Raw genomic sequence first — 16,377 nt, 5'->3', positions numbered from 1 at the left:
GTCCAGGGTTGCATTATTGGCACTGCCCGCCCCTGCATAACGAGCCACTTGCCTCCCCTAGGCCCCTATTCGAAGTATCACTGTCTCCGGTGAAGCCAACGCCATCACGCACGGATGCCGGTTGCAGATTCGTCGCCGACAGGACCGATTGAACAGGCAGTTCGAACCTGCCGGCGAGCGCAGTGCTGCCCGGATGCGGTGTTAAGTCATATTTCGGTGGCTAGGAACACGGATTCGAAACTATGTTCGAATGCGTTGTGTTTTGGGGTCTACCCCCGTGTTTTTCGAGACTTTTTGCGTTATCTAGTGACTTGAATCGTTGTTTGCCCTGGCGAATAGGCACGCATTGGCCTGAGCGACCATAATGGATGATGTACTTCGGCAAGCCAGTGAGCTTTATGCCTTCGTTCCATCCACCGAAAGGTACTCCCCCTGTGAAACGCGCGCTCTTTGAAGAGGACCACGAGCAGTTCCGTGAACTGGCTACGGAATTCAACGCCCGGGAGATTTCCGGTAAATACGCTCAGTGGGAAAAGGATCATCAGATCCCCCGCGAGGTGTGGCAGTCTGCCGGTGAAAACGGCCTGCTGGGTCTTGCAGTGCCTGAGCAGTTCGGTGGCATGGGCATCGATGATTACCGCTTCCGTGTAGTGCTTGATGAGCAGCTCGTGCGTTCGGGGCATCTGTCCGTAGCCTTGGCCTTCCACCTGCACGACGACCTGGTGCTGCCGTACCTGCTCTCCTACGGCTCTGCCGAGCTCAAGGCCAAGTGGCTTCCACGCATGGTCGATGGCTCCACCATTACCTCCTGCGCGTTTACCGAGCCTGGCGCTGGATCTGACCTGCGCGCGGTGCGCACCAAGGCGGTCCGCGATGGGGATGACTGGCTGATTAGCGGCCAGAAGACTTTCATCGGCAATGCTGCGTTTGGCGATGCCGCTCTGGTGCTTGCGCGCACCGATGGCGAGAGCGGACGTGCGGGCGAGCAGTCATTCTCGCTGTTCATGGTCGAGCGTTCCGAGGGGTACACCAACGGCAGCCCCTTCGACAAGATTGGGCTGCGGGCTTCTGATACCGCTGAGCTGTTCTTCGACGATGTCCGCGTCTCGTCTGCGGATCTTGTTGGCGAGGCTGGACAGGGCCTGTCCTATGTCAAGGCGCAGCTTCCCCAGGCCCGTCTGGCTATTGCCGTGGCTGCCTCGGCGATCTGCACCGCGTCCTTCGAGCAGGCGCTGGAGCATGCGAAGAACCGCTCGACCTTTGGCCAGGCGCTGACCGAGTACCAGAACACCCGTTTCGAACTGGCTAACCTGAAGACTGAGGCGCATGTCACCCAGAGCTTCGTGGACCGGGCCGTCCTGGCATTCAACGACGGCGAGCTGGATCCTTCCGAGGCTGCCGAGGTCAAGCTTTGGGCTAGTGAGAGCGCTAAAAAGCTTTCCGATCAGGCATTGCAGCTGCATGGCGGCTATGGCTACATCATGGAGTACCCGATTGCCCAGTCCTTCACTGCCTCCCGCTTGCTGACCATCTTTGGTGGCACAAGCGAGATCATGCGTGAAACTATTGGACGAGCACTCTAAGCACTTTTGAAAGGAACCGATCACGTGCCTATTCGGCAGATCACTGTTTACGGAGAACCTGTACTTCACAAGCGTGCGGTGGAGGTCACCGAGTTTGATGGCGCCTTGCGCGAGCTCGTTGCCGATATGCACCTCACCATGGATGAAGCGCATGGCGTGGGCCTGGCGGCTCCGCAGATCGGTTTGGGCCTGCGCATGTTCACCTACGTCTTCGCGGACCAGGACGATGCTCCCGAGCGGGGCGTAGTGATCAACCCCAAGCTGACGCTTTCAAAGGTGTCGCAGGCTCCCGCAGATGCTGATGACGACTCCGAGGGCTGCTTGTCCGTGCCCGGGTTGAACTACCCGCTGCAGCGTGCCGACTATGCGAAGGTGGAGGGTTTCGACGAGTTCGGCAATCCGATCTCTTTCGAAGCGCACGGCTGGTTCGCGCGCATCATGCAGCACGAGTACGACCACCTTGATGGCTACCTCTACGTGGACAAGTTGCAGCCACGCTGGGAGAAGAAGTGGAAGAAGGCCAAGAAGGCTCTGGGTTGGGGCGTGCCTGGCAACACCTGGTTGCCGGGTACCGATGAGGATCCATTCGGCCACTAGGCCTCCCGCCGCCTACCGGGCAGTCTTGAAGTCCAGATACCGCTGATGCAGCGCCGCACCGATTTTGCCGGTGGGCGCTGTTTCTGCGTTCCAGAGCTTCGAAGCCCTGCCTTGTTCTAGCCAGAAGGGCAGGAACATGCCGTTCTTGCCGGGCAGGATCTGCGCAGCCATCTGCTCGTCGGCTACCAGCGTGCGATTCGCGTAGCCCAGGTAGTACTCGTCAAAGGGACCGAGCAGGCGCAGTGGCAGCCCGGTGGGCTCCATCGCTTCAAGCTCCCGGTGGGCGCGGCTGCCGGCGATGACCCAGTAGCCCTCCCCGCGCTCATCGCTTCCTGCGCTGGACAGCAAGCCGCCGAGTGCTTCTGCGGCGGTTCTCATGGTGGTCAGCGTCTGTCCCGTGTACCAGGCTGCGTCGCGAAGGGTAGCTGGCCCATGCGAGTGCAGGTACCGGCGCAAGAGTTGCGCCAACGGATCTCCTGGTTCCCGGTGACTTGCAATCCATTCATCCACGAGCACGAAGTCCTGCGCGATGAGTTTCGCGTCTTGTGGAATGGGCCCCTGGCAGATCAACCCGTCCAGGACGAGGACCTGCAGGATAACCAGTCCTCGCTGCTGGCCGGTCTCCATTCCATTCTGGTTCAGTGCCTTGAAGAGCGCGGAGCGGCTGGCTTGCCCGTGCTCCTGCAGATGCGCGCTGATGATGCCAGCTGCCTGGTCAATGTCCTGGGTGCCGATCTGCAGTCCCCGCATCCGTGTGGCCGAGGAGCGCAAGGTGCGTTCACGTGTTGCGCGAGTCATCCAGCGCGCATCTTCGGCCAAGCAGATATGCAGCGTGCCCCGCATGGTCCATGACCGCACGAGCCGGCCGTCGCTGAAGAGCGCATCGACTTGCTGGCGGGATTCTTGCGCTGCGGAGCGCTGAGCCAGCGCGTAGCGTCCTGCAGCGAAGTCCTGGGACTGGAACGCGAGCATGTGTTCTGCGGCCTGCAGTACGGATTCTGCCGGCTCCAGTAGCAGCTGGCTCGCCATGCGCGCCGCCAGCGTCCGGGTACTGTCCATTAACCAACCTCGATCCAATGCTTGATGGCCTAAAGCCTAGCAGTGCGGGGGTCCAGAGATGCCCGCGAAGCGGCGCACCTGCAGCCGCCGTTGACGCAGGGACGGCGCAGGCTCAAGCGGACCTCCACGCCCGGATGCGCGCAAAGGTCGAGACCTGCCTGGACTTTGCTGGAGAGGTGCTGGCCAGGTACTGGTTCTCGTTGGCCCCCTGGACCCGGAAGGTCCTTTGGAGGGCTTCGTGCCACCCGGATGGAATAGCAAAAGGGACCATCCCAGCGCGCAATGCGTTGGGATGGTCCCTTCAGCTGCAAGCAGCGAGGTCCTAGGCGGTGACGGCTTCAGCCTTCACTGCAGGCACTGCAGCCGGGTGGGTGCCGGCCATCGATTCGATGACGCGCACAACCTGGCAGGAGTAGCCGAACTCGTTGTCGTACCAAACGTAGACGACAGCGTTCTTGCCGGACACGATAGTGGCCAGGCCGTCAACGATGCCGGCGCGGCGCGAGCCGACGAAGTCGGTGGAGACAACCTCAGGCGAATCGATGTAGTCGATCTGCTTGTGCAGGCTGGAGGTCAGCGAGGTTTCACGCAGGTAGGCATTGAGCTCTTCCTTGGTGGTCCCGTTCTCCAGGTTCAAGTTCAAGATCGCCATGGAGACATCCGGGGTCGGTACACGGATCGCGTTGCCGGTCAGCTTGCCTTCGAACTCCGGCAGGGCCTTGGCCACTGCCTTGGCGGCACCGGTTTCGGTGATCACCATGTTCAGCGCTGCCGAACGGCCGCGGCGCTCGCCCTTGTGGAAGTTGTCGATCAGGTTCTGGTCGTTGGTGAACGAGTGAACGGTCTCGACGTGCCCGTGGGTGACACCGAACTTGTCGTTCAGGGCCTTGAGCACTGGGGTGATGGCATTGGTGGTGCACGAGGCAGCGGTGACGATCTTGTCTTCTGCGGTGATCCACGAATCGTTGATGCCGTGGACGATGTTCTTCAGATCGCCCTTGCCCGGTGCGGTCAGCAGCACGCGGGAAACGCCCTTGGCGGCCAGGTGCTGGGACAGTCCGGCCTCATCGCGCCAGCGGCCGGTGTTGTCCACCACGATGGCGTTGTCGATGCCGTGTTCGGTGTAGTCGACGGTGGTCGGGTCATTCGAGTAGATGACCTTGATCAGGGTGCCGTTGGCGAGGATCGTGCTGTTTTCCTCGTCGACCGTGATCGAGCCTTCGAAGCGGCCGTGCACCGAGTCGCGGCGCAGCAGCGAAGCGCGCTTGACGATGTCGTCATCCGAGCCCTTGCGGACCACGATGGCGCGCAGGCGCAGGCCGTAGCCGCCACGCTCGATCAGGATGCGGGCCAGCAGGCGTCCGATGCGGCCGAAGCCGTAGAGGACAACGTCCTGGGGTTCAGCGTCGGTTGCGCCGGCCTGGCCAACCTTCTCGCCCAATTCATCAGCCAGGAAAGCGTTCAAATCAGCGGAACCGGATTCCTTGAACTTCTTGTTCACGCGGCCGAGGTCAACTGCTACCGAACCGACGTTCAGGGCCTCGATGGCATCCAGGATGGCCTTGGTGTCGTTCAGGTCGAGCTCTTCGCCATCGATGCGGCGCACTACGCGGTGGGCCTTGATGATGTCGATGGCGGACTGGTTGATCAGCTTGCGGCCGTAGACGGAGGTCACCACATTGTTCTTGCGGTACAGACGTCCGATCAGTGGGATCATGGCCTCGGCGAGCTCTTCGCGCCCGCTCCATTCTTGCTGGGCAACGACAGACTGCTGGGTCACAGAAAATCCTTCCAATTCAGCCGACTCGCAGATCCATAAAGTCGGTTGGCACCGTGGGAAGCACCATTGCTTTTGCGGTGGCACGAGGTAACAGGATCATCCTCGTAAGTACATGATCCATTCTAGACCGTGCGCAGAAAAACTGAGGATCGGGGACTGTGAATCATCTCACCAGCGCACTAAAGGCTGATGCCGGCGCAATCGCAGGGAGGAAGAGTGTGAATGGGATGGCCGATACGCCGGGTTTTGTCGCGCCGAAGCGGGACGGTCATCTATCTACGACTGCCGTTGCCGGCAGCCTCTAGCGGTCCACCCGACTGCATGGGGCGAACAGCCCTCATGACGCAGTCTGTCTGACCTTGCTCCGAGTGGGGTTTACCTAGCCACCCCAATCGCTTGGGGTGCTGGTGGTCTCTTACACCACCGTTTCACCCTTACCAGGAAAACCTGGCGGTCTATTTTCTGTGGCACTAGCCTGCGGGTTACCCCGAGTGGGCGTTACCCACCACCCTGTTCTGCGGAGCCCGGACGTTCCTCGGGGCAATTGCTTGCCACGCGACCGTCTGGCCATCCCATTCACTACCAGTCTAATGCGTTGGGCGCGGCCTGCAGACCACTTCCGAACGCTGATTCGGTCACAGCCAGGTTCACCCGAACCGCAGCGCCTCAAGCAACCGCAACCAGATTTCGCTGATCGTCGGATAGGCGGGGACCGCATGCCACAGCCGGTCCAGGCTGACCTCGCCGACGATCGCAATGGTGGCCGCATGCAGCAGTTCCGCGGCATCCTGGCCAGCGAAAGTGGCGCCGACGATCACCGAACGCGCCTGGTCTATCACCAGCTTGGCCCGCCCGGAATACCCGTCGGCGTGCAGGCTCGCCCCGGCCACCGCACCCAGATCGTGCTCGATAACCGAAATCTGCAGACCGGCGTCGCGGGCCTGGCGTTCGGTGAGTCCGACCGCGGCGATCTGCGGATCGCTGAAGACCACGCGCGGCACCGCATGGTGGTCCGCCGTGGCCGCATGCCTGCCCCAGGGCGCATCGAGAACCCCGGTTCCATTGATCCTCGCGGCAATGGCCTCGCCCGCGGCCCGGGCCTGGTACTTGCCCTGGTGGGTCAGCGGGCTGCGCCCGCTGGCATCTCCCACGGCGTAGAGCCAGTCGGTGCCCGCCACGAGCATCGTGTCATCGACCTGCAACCGCCGGGACGGGTCCACCCCGAGTGCTTCGAGTCCCAGGTTCCCGATGTCCGGCCGCCGCCCGGTGGAGACGAGCACTTCCTCGGCTTCCACGAGGGATCCTCCGGGCAGCTGGAGGCCGGCTATCCCGTGCTCATCGCGGTGGACCTGCAACGGAGTGGTGTCCTGGTGCACCACTACCCCGGCCTCGGCCAGCGACTGGGCCACCAGCTCGCCGGCGAACGGCTCTTCGCGGCCCAGCAGCGACCCGCGGGCAAGGATGGTGACCTTGGAATCGAGGGAGGCGAAGGCGAATGCCAGCTCCACCCCGGCAACTCCGCCACCGATGATGGCCAGCCTTGGCGGGATCGCCTTGGCCGCAGTGGCCTCCCGGGTGCCCCACGGCCTGGCTTCAGCCAATCCCTCGATCCCAGGCAGAACTGGAGTGGATCCGGTGGCCAGGACTACGGCCCGGGCCGAGTACTCGCGATCCGCCACCTGCACCAGGCCGCGCCCGGAAAGCCGCGCCCGGCCGCGGATCAACTCGATGCCCGCCGAGCGCAGCCACCGTTCCTGCCCGGCATCATCCCAGTTGCTGGTGAAGGCGTCCCTCCGCGCGAGCACCGCCTCGGGATCCAGCGCACCAGTCACCGCTTCGCGGGCCCCGGGAACCCGGCGTGCCGCGCGCAGCGCATCGCCGCTGCGCAACAGGGCCTTGGAAGGCATGCATGCCCAATACGAGCATTCCCCGCCCACCAGCTCGGATTCGACGATGGCCGCCTTCAGGCCCTGCCGGGTGGCATAGTCGGCGGCGTTCTCCCCGGCCGGCCCGGCGCCGATCACGATCACATCGAAGTCGCAGTGCTGCCCGGAGGCAGTTTGGCTAGCTCTTGAGTTCTGCTGGGGCATGCTCTGTCCTTGCTCTGCGTGAAGCGCTGCTGGGTAGTGGGTTCAGCCTAGCCAGATCTGCTCTGCGGGTACATGCCCTGGGCAGAAGATCAGGTGAACTCCGATAAGCTGGAACGCGTGCTTATTCTGTTGCCGCCTTCCGAAGGCAAGACCGCCCACGCCGAAGGTTCTCCGTTCGAAATCGAGGACCTGTCTTTTCCGGAGCTTTCCGGGGAACGCCGCCTGGTGCTTGACGCCCTTGCTGAAGTCTCAGCACGCGAAGATGCCATGGACCTGCTGGGAGTCGGAGCCTCGCTGGCCAAGGAAGTAGCGCGGAATATCAATCTGCACACCGAGCCCGCAGCCAAGGCGCACGATATCTACTCGGGGGTGCTCTTCGAGGCCCTGGACTACGCAAGCCTGGATGAAGCAGCGCAGCGGCGCGCCGATGAATCCATCATCGTGGTCTCCGCCCTGTGGGGTGCCGTGCGTTTTGGCGATCGCATTCCGCCCTACCGCTTATCCATGTCGGTCAAGCTCGAGCCGCTGGGCAAGCTGGCCACCTGGTGGAAGAAGCGCCTGGCTCCGGTGCTGGATGCGGCGGCCGGCGACCAGCTGATCGTTGACGCGCGGTCGAGCACCTATGCGGCCGCCTACAAGCCGGCCAATGGCAACACCGTTGCGGTCAACGTCTTCCAGATGCGCAATGGGATCCCGAAGGTGGTCTCGCACTTTGCCAAGCACACCCGCGGAGAGGTCGCCGGTTTCCTGGTCCAGCAACCGGTCGCACCGGAAAACCCTGGAGAATTGCTCGAACTGGTCCAGACCAAGTGGGAAGCGTCCCTCGTCCAAGACAAGAAGGGCTTGGCGCTGAACATCCTGCTGCCGGAAGACCACCAGTTCACCACCGCCAAATAGCCCAATCAGGATTTGCAGTCCACTACCCCTCCGGCGTTGCCACGCGAAGAATCCTGACTGCAACCGCCGGCCTCGCAGCACCCCGGGCTTCGTTATTCCATGCAGACCCCTTCCAAATGTGATGCAGTTCACTTAGGCTTCACGTATGACATCCTACGTCATACGTCCTTCCTGATTACAGGATCCCACTCACCTGCGAGGAACTGGCCCATGCGAATTCGCTCTAGGCTTCATCATGGAAAAACCCTGGCGGCTGCCATCGCCATCTCCCTAGCCATCCCGGTCATCAGCGCCCACGGGGCGCTGGCGGCAAGCACGTTGGACGAAGCTGATCCCGGTGCACCTCCCGGAAACTTCTCCGAGATCAATCTGGGTTCCGACCGCACTGCCCAGAACTTCTTCTACCGCATTCCGGCGATGGCCCATCTGGGCAATGGCGTTATCATCGCTGCCTGGGATGCCCGCCCCGGCAGCGCCGCCGACGCTCCGAATCCAAACAGCATCGTGCAACGCAAGAGCACCGACAACGGTGCCACATGGGGCGCGATGACCACCATCGCCGCCGGCTTCCCCGGCTCCGCTGACGAAGGAAAATACGGCTATTCCGACCCAAGCTACGTGGTGGATGAAGAGGTGGGGAAGGTATTCGCCTTCTTCGTCTATTCAAAGGATCAAGGTTTCCATGGCAGCACCTGGGGTCACGATGACGGGAACCGCCAGGTCATCAGCGCCGCGGTGGTCGAGTCCACTGATGACGGTGCTACCTGGAGCAAGCCACGGTTGATCACCGATGTGGTCAAGCCCGGCGACCACGCAGTACCCGGAGCGGTCCGCACCACCTTTGCCACCTCTGGCCAAGGAATCCAGCTCACTCGCGGTGAATACGCCGGCCGCTTGGTACAGCAATATGCCGGTGATGTCATGCAAGCCGATGGATCGCGGGCTATCCAAGCCTATTCAGTGTACTCGGATGACCACGGGGCTACCTGGCAGCGTGGCGAATTCACCGTGAAAGCCATGGACGAGAACAAGGTCGTTGAGCTTTCTGATGGCCGCTTGCTGCTCAACTCCCGCGATAACAGCGGCGGCGGCTACCGCAAGGTCGCAATTTCGTCCGATGGCGGCCACAGCTATTCATCGGTCACTCAGGACAGGAACCTGCCTGACCCCACCAATAATGCCCACATCACGCAGATGTTCCCCGATGCCGAAATCAACAGCAGCCAGGCCAAGAAGCTGCTATACACCGGAGCCAACTCGCAGGCCTCCCGCTCCAACGTCTCGGCGAGGATCTCCTGCGATGACGGCAAGACCTGGCCGGGGCTTCGCACGATCCGCCGAGGGTTGTCTGCCTATTCGGTGGCAGGTGCGCTCGATGGGGGCAAGTTCGGTGTGTTCTACGAGGCCGGCTATACCGACAGCATGCAATTCGCATCCTTTGATGAAGAGTGGCTGAATTACGTTTGCGCCCCAATGCAAGCCAGCACATTCAAAGCCGATGCTGGAACGACCGTGGATGTGCCGGTCACCATCACCAACCAGGAAGCCCAAACCATTTCGGGAACCATAGACGTCGGTGCATCGAACCTGTTCAATGCGGCAGCTACCCAGGTCACCGATCTTGCACCGGGCCAGAGCACCACCGTTAACGTGCCCATAACCATTGCGGCGACAGCTCTCGGCGCCCAATCATTGCAGCTGCAGTTCACGAGTGCGTCCGGAAGCACTTCGCAGGCCACCATCGCAGCTCAGGTGGCCGGCCAAGAAGTCACCGGCATCGAGGTAGTCGGCCAGCGCGGCGATGCGAGCCGCGACCTGGCAGCAGATCCCTACGCGGTGGGTGAAAAGGTGCCATACAGTTTCCGCGTGAGCAACATCGGCAATATCAATCAATGGGTAGTTCCCGCAGAAGGCAATTTCTCACCGTTTGCCGCCAAGCCGGTAGGCGAATCCAGTCCAGCAGGGAATTGCCGCTACTCAAACCTCGGTGCTGACAAGGCCTACACCTGCGCAACCCCGCGCCACGAGGTGACGGATCAGGAACTAGCGGACGGTTATTTCGTTCCTCAGACCCGCTGGACTTCAGGCCGCATCGGCGAATACACCAGCGTTGTGGATGAATACACCGTTACCGGCGAGGAAGTAGATCTGCTGGATCGCCAACCGGCCTTCAGCGTTGAAGTATCCGAGCCGGCAGTAGCGGACCGTACGGGGAACTCCTCTTCGAGGGCCGGCGCTTGGGTCAACTTCGAGGTGACTGTCACCAACACAGGCAACGTGCGATTGACCGATCTAGAAGGACCGGGGTTCAGCGTCGTCGAATTGGCGGCCGGGCAGTCAAGGACTGCAACCATCAGCAGATTGCTAACCAGCCTGGAAATCTCGGAAGGAAAACTGACCAAGGGTTCGTTGCTTGCAACTGCCAGCAACGGGCACAGAGAAGTTGAAGCCGAGTATTCGCTGGCCGAGGTGAAGCTGGCGGAGCGCTAGGACCTCGTAAAAGTGCGCGAGGAGGCCGCGGCAGATCTATCCGGCTGCTGCCAGCACCCTGAAGAAAGCAACCGGTGCGATCCGGGATTGGGTATTTCCTGGATCGCACCGGTTGCTGGTTCACACTTCAGCTTGTGTCAGGGCCGCTACTAGCTCAATCTCGAAACCGGCAGCATCTTCCAAATACGCCGCGTAGTGCTTTGGTCCCCCGGCGTACGGGTGCAGCTCCGGGAACATCAGGGTGAACCCGTGATCCAGCGCCTGGGCAGCCAACGTTTCCACCGCCTGCCTGGTTCCAGCATGGAAAGCCAAATGGTTCAGCCCGGGAGCCAGGCGGTCATGCCGCTGCCTTTTGGCATCCGGTCCGGATTCCAGGACTATATAGAATCCATCGCGGGCATAGCTGATGCCATCAGCCCATTGGGAATCCACCACATAGCCAAGGCGAGTGAGCAGCCAGCCCAGGGAAGCTGTACTGGCTGCCCAATCCTCAACCCATATTTCCAGATGATGCAGCATGGAACTCACTGACTACGGAGTCAGCACGAAGTCCCACGAATGCATCTTACAATATTGATGTGACATAAATCACAACTGTTGCACATTTTCTACAGATCAGATTGCTAAAGGTGTGGATAAACTTTCGAACTATGCGGAATCTCATGGTAATTCCTGGGATGGTTATCCACAGGGTATGTGGAAAGTCGAGCTTCGATGCCACAGCACTTCACCACTATATATTGTGTCACCTTGACCGAGTAGACACTAGATGTAGTATTGAGTCTGAAATCACCTTCAAAAAATCTAGCCCCACGGCTAGACCGAGAGGCTGAGATTCGAATATTCACTTATTCATTGTCCTTGGCGGGAACGTTCTGACACTAGTTGACTCTAGGCATGGAACGCAACTGAATATTCGAACCTTAGGTTTTCTAGGAGTGACTTCTTAACTCCAAGCAGTCCTTAGGAGGACTCGCAAAATGGCAAAGCCGTTGAAGCCCGGAAACCGGGCAACTGTATCCGCACAGTGGGAGATCATTGGCCCACGTGGAGGACACACCGGTCAGGAGCGCACGGTACCGAAAGGCACCCAACTGCCCCCGACCCCTAAGCCCGGTCAGTCTTACATTCCTGTGGATCGTACGCGCAACAAATCAGGACGGGGAGCTTAGCCGTGAAAGAACCGAGAGCTAAAGCACTTCATGGATTTCGGTCCGTTCCTCAAAACATTGTGGAACAATTTCGACGGCTCGACAACTCTACATTCCAAATTGGATTCCGTCGGAAATTTAGTAAGGATGAACTGAGAGACGGGGTTCTGGCATACGCCGGGGTCACGGTGCAGGAGGGTCACCTCAACTACGAGAAGTCATTCTTACCTGAGCCCAACAAGCGCTGGGCCAAGCGAAACCTATATGGGCAGGTCAAGATTCGCAAAGACCTACCCAAACACCCAGTTTCATGGTCACTAACTACGCCAAACTTTGGCGACGGCGCAAAGTATGGTTATTCCACCCACACGCGATCCACGATGGCCTACCGAAAACAGGTCATCCATGGTAAGGGATTCCCCATCACGGTTTCGCACGAGGATTTGGATTCTGAAACCACCGTCGTAACCTTCCTCTGCGACCTCGTTTTCGAAACTAGCATCGACGAAAACGACTCGGATCTCCTTATGGCTGTCTCTCTTGTTGGAGAGACGGTTGGATATCCTCAGGTATTGGCGTCGGGTCAGACTGTTGCCGACTGGGAATCCACTCAGTCAGTTTCATGGGAATTACTACCTGCAGGTCAAGCTTCCGAACTTCCTGAATTCGATACTGTGGCTAGGAAGTTCTCCCAACAGTCGGGTCGCCAACTCCCGGATACGTATAGGGAACGTTTTGAAGCCATGCGAGCCCTATCACCTACTGAGATTTACTCAGGATCGTCCGGCTTTGCAAGGTATGTTGCATTTACCTTCCCGAAAGCTGTCGTATTAGAGAATTTCAGCTATGGGAATGCAGCCTACGTGATGTTCGATGATTGGAAAGAACTCAGTCAGCGGAGCCGACCGGATCTTTTGTCCGATCCGACTGCAAATTTTGTTCGTGTGATTCATCGAGCCAATTGGGTAGGTCGTATCAAAGCCGAGATCACAGTAACTGGCAATCAGGAATCCTAAATGAGCGGTATGTTCGCGAGGCCGCGACCCTCCATGAAGCAAACATGAAATAAGACCTCACCAGAACCAAAATTCACAATATTATTTGGACTCTGGTGAGGTCTTTACGTTTACAGTCAGGCCGTTTCCAAGCTCTGACACACCCGAATATACCGCGGGATTTTGAGTTGTTATCCTAGGTCAAAGTAGGTTTTTCAGGTGCAGATCCTAATAACACGAAATCCCATGGATCGGAATTCACTTGGGAAACCTCGATCTCCACGGTGTGGCCAAGATCGTTGAGCACATTGCCCAGGGCGCGGGCACCAGCCGACAGCCAGACCCATTCCGAAGCGAAGTGGGAGACATCAATCAGGTAAGGGAACCCGCCGTTGGCAGCTTCGCGTGCTTCGCTTGCCGGGTGGTGACGCAGATCAGCAGTCACGTAGACATCGGCCTGGTGCGAGCGCACCGCGTCAAACAGGGAATCGCCGGCACCGCCGCAAAGGGCGACCTTCCGGATGATGCCTGTACGGTCTCCGGCGACACGAACACCGCCAGCCACCGCTGGGAGCACGGTGTAAACGCGTTCAGCGAAATCCTCGAGCTTCATCGGCTTCTCCAAGAAGCCCACCCGCCCCAAGCCTTCCTCTGGCAGTCCATCCTTGGACTCGATCAACGGCACGCAGTCCTTCAGCCCGAAGGCATCGGCGAGGGCGTCGTTGACTCCCCCGATGGCGCTGTCGGCATTGGTGTGCGCCGTAAGCAATGCGGTTCCGGATTCGATCAGGCGGTGAATGGCTTCGCCCTTGAAATTGGTGGCGGCAACCTGGGTGACTCCGCGCAGGAGCAATGGGTGGTGAGTGATCAGCAGATCGGCCCCACGCTCGATTGCATCCTCGATCACCTCCAGCGTTGGATCAACAGCCATCACGATCTTGGAAATCTGCTGGCTGGTACGTCCGGTCACCAAGCCAACGGCATCCCAATCTTCGGCCAATGATTTTGGCCAAAGTTCCTCAGCTGCTTCAAGGACGTTACCCAAGGTGGTCTGCGGAACCGAGGTGTCTTCCACCGGTTGCTCAGGCGTTTCTCCGGTAACGGGCTTGAGCGTCGAGGCATCCAGGGAATCGCTGCTCTTCCCCAGGTCTTGCGAGTTATCTGCCTTGCTCTGCATACCCACCACCCTACGCGGTGGGTATGGGGATGGAACAGAATGCAACGCCGCAACGTTGTGAACTGTGTGAGTATTCCCAGCCTTCAGTCCCCTCATCAATTCAGCCCGTTCCTGGAAGTCCAGGACACCAAGTTGAGCACCTTCGTACTAGCCGGCGGTTGCTTCTGGTGCTTGGATGCCGTGTACCAGCGAACCCGTGGCGTCCACGCCGTGATTTCCGGATACATCGGTGGCCACACCAAGGATCCGGCCTACCGCGAAGTCTGCAGCGGCACCACTGGCCATGCCGAAGGTGTCGCCGTGATCTTTGACCCGCAAGTGGTTCCGGCCGAAGTCATCTTGGACATGTTCTTTACCGTGCACGACCCGACGACGCTGAACCGCCAGGGCTACGATGTGGGCACGCAGTACCGCTCGGCGATGTTCCCGCTCGATGACCAGCAGCGCGATCTCTTCCAGGACGCCATCGAGAAGTTCTCGCGCGTATACCCCAATCCGATCGTCACTACGCTCGAAGAGTCCAAAGATTTCTATCCTGCCGAGCAAATCCATCAGGATTATTACTCCGAAAACCAGGAAGTCGGCTATTGCCGCGTGATTATCGATCCAAAGATCGCGAAAGTCAGGAAATATTACGCTCAATGGCTAAACGAAGCCTAGTCGCGCTTTTGGCCTACTAGGGTTAGTTGTGAACCTCATAGGTGTCCGGCGGTTACGCCAGATTCCGGCAATTATTTCGCCGCAACTAACTGCGGCTGCATAGAGTCACGTAAGGATTGCATACAAGATGGGCAAGATCTACAACAACGTCACCGAAGTCGTCGGCAACACCCCGCTGGTGAAGCTGAACCGCGTCGGCGAGGGCCTGCCAGGGAACATCGCTGTGAAGCTGGAATTCTACAACCCGGCGAACTCCGTCAAGGACCGCATCGGCGTGGCCATCGTTGATGCAGCCGAGGCCTCTGGTGCATTGAAGCCAGGCGGCACCATCGTTGAGGGCACTTCGGGCAACACCGGCATTGCACTGGCGATGGTCGGTGCAGCCCGCGGCTACAAGGTCATCTTGACCATGCCTGAAACCATGTCCACCGAGCGCCGTGTGATGCTGCGCGCTTTCGGCGCCGAGATCGTGCTGACCCCGGGCGCCGACGGCATGCGCGGGGCTGTGGAAAAGGCCAAGGAGATTGTTGCGACTTCCGAGAACGCTATCTGGGCGCAGCAGTTCGCTAACACCGCGAACCCGCAGGTCCACGCAGAGACCACCGGTCCGGAGATTTGGTCCGATACCGAAGGCAAGATCGATGTCCTGGTTGCCGGCATCGGTACCGGTGGCACTATCACCGGTGCAGGCCGCTACCTGAAGGAAAAGAACCCAAACCTGAAGATCGTGGCCGTTGAGCCCAAGGATTCCCCGATCCTCAACGGCGGAAAGCCCGGCCCGCACAAGATCCAGGGACTGGGAGCGAACTTCATACCAGAGGTGCTCGACACCGAGCTGTACGACGAAGTCCTGGATGCCAGCATCGAGGATTCGGTATCGACCGCTCGCGCGCTGGGCGTCAAGGAAGGTATCCTCGGCGGCATCTCCGCTGGCGCAGCCGTTTGGGGTGCGGTACAGATCGCCGCGCGTGAAGAAAACGCCGGCAAGCAGATCGTTGCGATCATCCCTGACTTCGGTGAACGCTACATCTCCACCCTGCTCTTCGACGACATCCGCGGCTAAGTAAATTTGCAGAAGCAGAATAAATCGGCGCGAGCCACTGTTGGGTCTATAGAGAGACCTGTATCGGTGCAGCTCGCGCCGATTTGCTGTGTGACATCTGCGGATTGTCCCCGAGCGAACCGCAACCCCTAAGGTAGTATTCATGAGTTTTTTCTCCCGCCTGCGTGAGGATTTGGCCAACGCACGCCAGCACGATCCGGCAGCGCGAAGCGATCCGGAAAACTTCTTCGTGTATTCCGGACTGCACGCGATCTGGCTGCACCGGTTGGCCCACAAGATGTGGCAGAACCCCTCGTTGAAGTGGCCAGCGCGTTTGCTATCCCAGGCGAACCGCGCCCTGACCGGGATCGAGATCCATCCCGGCGCCACCATTGGGCGCCGCTTCTTCATCGACCACGGCATGGGCATCGTCATTGGCGAGACTGCCGAAATCGGCGATGACGTCATGCTGTACCACGGGGTGACCCTCGGCGGCCGTTCACTGGCCAAGGTCAAGCGCCACCCGACCATCGGTGACCGCGTGGTCATCGGTGCCGGAGCCAAGGTGCTCGGCCCGATCGTCATCGGCGCCGATTCCGCCATCGGTGCGAACGCCGTGGTCGTCAAGGATGCTCCGGAAGGCTCGATTGTCACCGGAATCCCCGCACAGAACCGTCCGCGCAGGCCTGAAGAACGCAAGCCTGCTGTAGACCCGGCCGAGTACATCGACCCGGCCATGTGGATCTAGTACTACCGCTGCTGCCACTGCGGCAAAGCAAACCCGCCCAGCACACGGACCGGCCACGGTCCGCCTGCTGGGCGGGTTTTCGCTTTCGCCCCGATCCTTGCGGGCAAA

At 59.9% G+C, this 16,377-nt stretch carries 13 protein-coding genes and 1 other RNA gene; 8 read left to right on the top strand and 6 right to left on the bottom strand.

All coding sequences use genetic code 11. The features are described from left to right. Window positions 1–434 precede the first annotated feature (434 nt). Window positions 435–1,583: an acyl-CoA dehydrogenase family protein gene (locus CQ012_RS01390; protein ID WP_181148860.1), complete on the top strand. Its 1,149-nt coding sequence runs from the start codon at window positions 435–437 to the stop codon at window positions 1,581–1,583. Window positions 1,584–1,607: 24 nt separating this feature from the next. After that, a complete protein-coding gene (def, locus tag CQ012_RS01385; protein ID WP_105657783.1) occupies window positions 1,608–2,180 on the top strand; it encodes a peptide deformylase in 573 nt (190 codons plus the stop codon). Window positions 2,181–2,192: 12 nt separating this feature from the next. Here the strand turns inward: def and CQ012_RS01380 are convergent, their stop codons facing one another. The 4 genes from CQ012_RS01380 to CQ012_RS01365 all read right to left on the bottom strand — a co-directional run bounded on the left by CQ012_RS01380 (window position 2,193) and on the right by CQ012_RS01365 (window position 7,109). After that, a complete protein-coding gene (locus CQ012_RS01380) occupies window positions 2,193–3,239 on the bottom strand; it encodes a winged helix DNA-binding domain-containing protein (protein ID WP_105661233.1) in 1,047 nt (348 codons plus the stop codon). 322 nt (window positions 3,240–3,561) lie between these two features. Then, on the bottom strand, window positions 3,562–5,019 hold the full coding sequence (locus CQ012_RS01375) for a glyceraldehyde-3-phosphate dehydrogenase (RefSeq protein WP_105657779.1): 1,458 nt from the start codon (window positions 5,017–5,019) through the stop codon (window positions 3,562–3,564). Between the two features lie 219 nt (window positions 5,020–5,238). After that, window positions 5,239–5,594, bottom strand: an RNA gene (gene rnpB / locus CQ012_RS01370) — RNase P RNA component class A. 72 nt (window positions 5,595–5,666) lie between these two features. Beyond that, entirely contained in the window at window positions 5,667–7,109 is a 1,443-nt protein-coding gene (locus CQ012_RS01365) for a dihydrolipoyl dehydrogenase family protein (RefSeq protein ID WP_105661232.1), read from the bottom strand. 117 nt (window positions 7,110–7,226) lie between these two features. On the opposite strand from CQ012_RS01365, the gene CQ012_RS01360 reads away from it, so the two are divergent. Both CQ012_RS01360 and CQ012_RS01355 read left to right on the top strand, forming a co-directional pair. Further along, window positions 7,227–8,006, top strand: a complete 780-nt coding sequence (locus tag CQ012_RS01360; protein ID WP_105661558.1) for a YaaA family protein — start codon at window positions 7,227–7,229, stop codon at window positions 8,004–8,006. A 210-nt stretch (window positions 8,007–8,216) separates the two neighbouring features. Then, entirely contained in the window at window positions 8,217–10,496 is a 2,280-nt protein-coding gene (locus tag CQ012_RS01355; protein WP_181148988.1) for an exo-alpha-sialidase, read from the top strand. Window positions 10,497–10,616: 120 nt separating this feature from the next. On the opposite strand, the gene CQ012_RS01350 is transcribed toward CQ012_RS01355, so the two are convergent. Beyond that, window positions 10,617–11,015 carry a VOC family protein gene (locus CQ012_RS01350; protein ID WP_105661557.1) on the bottom strand — a complete coding sequence of 133 codons (399 nt, stop codon included), beginning with the start codon at window positions 11,013–11,015 and terminating at the stop codon, window positions 10,617–10,619. A gap of 655 nt (window positions 11,016–11,670) precedes the next feature. Here CQ012_RS01350 and CQ012_RS01340 point away from each other — a divergent pair. Then, window positions 11,671–12,663 carry a hypothetical protein gene (locus CQ012_RS01340; protein ID WP_146112886.1) on the top strand — a complete coding sequence of 331 codons (993 nt, stop codon included), beginning with the start codon at window positions 11,671–11,673 and terminating at the stop codon, window positions 12,661–12,663. 175 nt (window positions 12,664–12,838) lie between these two features. Here CQ012_RS01340 and CQ012_RS01335 read toward each other — a convergent pair whose 3' ends face one another. Then, complete coding sequence (locus CQ012_RS01335; RefSeq protein WP_105661228.1) at window positions 12,839–13,819, bottom strand: Nif3-like dinuclear metal center hexameric protein; 981 nt, start codon at window positions 13,817–13,819, stop codon at window positions 12,839–12,841. A gap of 132 nt (window positions 13,820–13,951) precedes the next feature. Here CQ012_RS01335 and msrA point away from each other — a divergent pair, with 132 nt between their 5' ends. From msrA to epsC, 3 genes are all read left to right on the top strand, one after another. Continuing rightward, window positions 13,952–14,479 carry a peptide-methionine (S)-S-oxide reductase MsrA gene (msrA, locus tag CQ012_RS01330; protein ID WP_105657859.1) on the top strand — a complete coding sequence of 176 codons (528 nt, stop codon included), beginning with the start codon at window positions 13,952–13,954 and terminating at the stop codon, window positions 14,477–14,479. Window positions 14,480–14,606: 127 nt separating this feature from the next. Beyond that, window positions 14,607–15,542: a cysteine synthase A gene (gene cysK / locus CQ012_RS01325; protein WP_105661227.1), complete on the top strand. Its 936-nt coding sequence runs from the start codon at window positions 14,607–14,609 to the stop codon at window positions 15,540–15,542. 142 nt (window positions 15,543–15,684) lie between these two features. Further along, the gene (epsC, locus tag CQ012_RS01320) at window positions 15,685–16,269 is read left to right on the top strand and encodes a serine O-acetyltransferase EpsC (RefSeq protein ID WP_105657773.1); all 585 of its coding nucleotides are present in this window, start codon (window positions 15,685–15,687) and stop codon (window positions 16,267–16,269) included. Window positions 16,270–16,377: the final 108 nt, after the last annotated feature.

It is taken from the genome of Arthrobacter sp. MYb214 (assembly GCF_002979865.1).
In the GTDB taxonomy this organism is placed as follows: domain Bacteria; phylum Actinomycetota; class Actinomycetes; order Actinomycetales; family Micrococcaceae; genus Glutamicibacter.
The sequence above is the reverse complement of the archived record's forward strand: the minus strand, read 5'-3'. Positions and strand labels throughout refer to the sequence as shown.